The organism is Streptomyces sp. SID3212 (genome assembly GCF_009865405.1).
GTDB lineage: Bacteria > Actinomycetota > Actinomycetes > Streptomycetales > Streptomycetaceae > Streptomyces.
In genome coordinates this window covers 1-2,244 of record NZ_WWJY01000082.1, presented here as the reverse complement: position 1 = coordinate 2,244, position 2,244 = coordinate 1, and the positions used below count along the sequence as shown (strand labels likewise).

The 2,244-nt window shown below is 75.3% G+C and carries 1 protein-coding gene and 2 pseudogenes; all 3 read right to left on the bottom strand.

From position 1 onward, the window contains the following. Nucleotides 1–878 (bottom strand): annotated as a pseudogene (locus GT042_RS38650) (hypothetical protein); the annotation flags it as partial. After that, on the bottom strand, nt 875–2,059 hold the full coding sequence (locus GT042_RS02775; RefSeq protein WP_161307103.1) for an ADP-ribosylglycohydrolase family protein: 1,185 nt from the start codon (nt 2,057–2,059) through the stop codon (nt 875–877). The gene GT042_RS02775 and the pseudogene GT042_RS38650, both read right to left, overlap by 4 nt. Then, nucleotides 2,001–2,244: pseudogene (locus tag GT042_RS02770) on the bottom strand (ADP-ribosylglycohydrolase family protein); the annotation flags it as partial. The gene GT042_RS02775 and the pseudogene GT042_RS02770, both read right to left, overlap by 59 nt.

Below are 2,244 nucleotides of genomic sequence, written 5' to 3'. Positions count from 1 at the left end.
GGGGGTCTGTCGGTTGGGTGGGGTGTGTCGGCCGGGTGAGGGGTGCCAGCCTGGGAGGGCGTGTTGGCCCGGTGGGGCGCGTCGGCTGCGCCGGGTGCGTTGGCCGGATGGGGTGTGCTGGCCCGGTGGGGCGCGTCGGCTGGATGGGGGTTGTGGGGCTGGGAGGGTGTGTCGCCCGGGTGGGGTGCGTCGGCTTGAGAAGGCGTGTTGGCCCGGTAGGGGGCGTCGGCCTGGGAGAGCGGGTCGGCCGGGTGGGGTGTGTTGGTCCGAGGGGGCATGTCCGCTGGGTGGGGGACGTCGGTTCGGTTCGGCGCGTCGGCTAGGGAGGGTGCCTCGGCCCTGTGGGGTGTGTCGGCCGGGTGGGGTGTGTTGGTCCGAGCGGTCGCGTCGGCTGGGTGGGGGGCGTCGGTTCGGTTCGGCGCGTGGGCCTCAGACGGAGCGTCTGCCTGAGGGGGTTCGCCCGTTCGGGAGGGCGTGTTGGTGCTGGGCGGTGTGTCGGTCGGGGAGGGAGCCCCGGCCTGGGGCCGTGCGTCGGGGGCGGATTCGGCGGACCGCCAGGCCGTGCTCATCGCCCTGATGCCCGTCAGGTCCGTCGGCTCGTACACCGCCAACGGCGAGTCCAGCAGGGCCAGTTCGTCCAGCAGCTCCTCTGCCACCGCGCGCAGGCGCGCAGACGCGGCGGTCGGGGACGCGCCCGCGCGGGGCGGGGCCGGGTGGCCGCCCGCCTCGTACCAGCGCCGTTCGATCTCCGTCGCGTCCCGGCCGTCCCGCGCCGCCTGCGCCAGCTCGTGGCCGATCAGATCCTCGGGCTGGACCCAGGTGAGGCGCAGGTCGTCCGCACTGCTCAGCGCCGCCCCACTCACCTCCGCCCCGCTCATCGCTGCCCCGTCAGGCGCGCGAACGCGCTCTCGTGGGCGCGGCGGTGTTCCGTGTCCCGTGCGAACACCTCGTACGCCACCTCCGTCAGCATCCGCGCGGGCGCGTGCAGGTCGAGACGGCTCGCCTCGGCCACCCGCGAGGCCCACTCCGCCGGCACGGCGGACTCGCCGCCCAGCGCCCCGGCGATCGCCCCGCTCATCGTCGCGATGGAGTCGCAGTCGCGGCCGTAGTTGACCGACCCCAGCACCGTACGGCGGACATCGCCCCCGCCGATGAGCAACATGCCGAGCGCCACGGGCAGTTCCTCGATCGAGTGCAGGCGGGACGGGCGGCGGGCGCCGAGGGAGGGGGCGCGGTAGTTGGGGCCGACGGTGTCGAAGGGCGCGACCGCCTCCCGCAGCCCACGCAGCGCCGACTCCGCGTCACCGTGGCACGCGGCCACCTCGCACACCGCCTCGATCGCCGCGCGTGTCCCGTCCTTCGCCAGCGCCAGGCACGCCTCGACGACCGACGCGGGGGTGGCGCCCGGCACGCACGCCGCCGCGACCGCCGCCGCGAACACCCCGGCCGCCTCGCGCCCGTACGACGACTGGTGCGCGCCGGCCACGTCCAGCGCCTCCGCGTAGGCCGCCGCCGGGTGGGCCGCGTTGACCAGGCCGACCGGCGCCATGTACATCGCTGCCCCGCAGTTGACGATGTTCCCGGTGCCGGCCTCGCGCGGGTCGACGTGCCCGTAGTGCAGCCGGGCGACGATCCACTTCTCCGCGAGGAAGATCCGCTGCAGGGGGAGCGCCTCGGCCTCCAGCTCGGGGATCCAGCGGGGGGTGGACATCAGGTCGGGGACGAGGTGTTCGGCGACCGCGTACGCGTCGAGGTGGTCGCGGACCGTCCCGTACACCCGTACCAGGGCGTGGGTCATCAGGGTGTCGTCGGTGACGTGGCCGTCGCCCTTGTGGTACGGCGCGATGGGGCGGGCGGTGCGCCAGTCCTCGTTCCACGGGCCGACGATGCCCGTGACCCGGCCGCCGTGGCGCTCGACGATCTGGTCGGGGGAGTACCCCTCGACCGGGCCGCCGAGCGCGTCGCCGACGGCCGCGCCGAGCAGGCAGCCGGTGACGCGGTCAGCGAGGGTGGGGGTCTCCGTGGCGGAGGGGGTGGGGGGTGTGCTCAGGGTCGTCATGTCGGAATTGTCCACCCGGAGAGGCCAGTTCCGTGTCTGCCAGCAGTCCGGCGAGTTCGATGAGATCGATGCCGGCGAGGCGGGGGAGTGCGCAGCCCGCGAGCGTACGGCAGGCGTCCCGCCAGGCGGCCGGTACGGTGTCGCCGCCGCCGAGCGCGCCGGTCAGCGCGCCGGCGAGGGCGGGC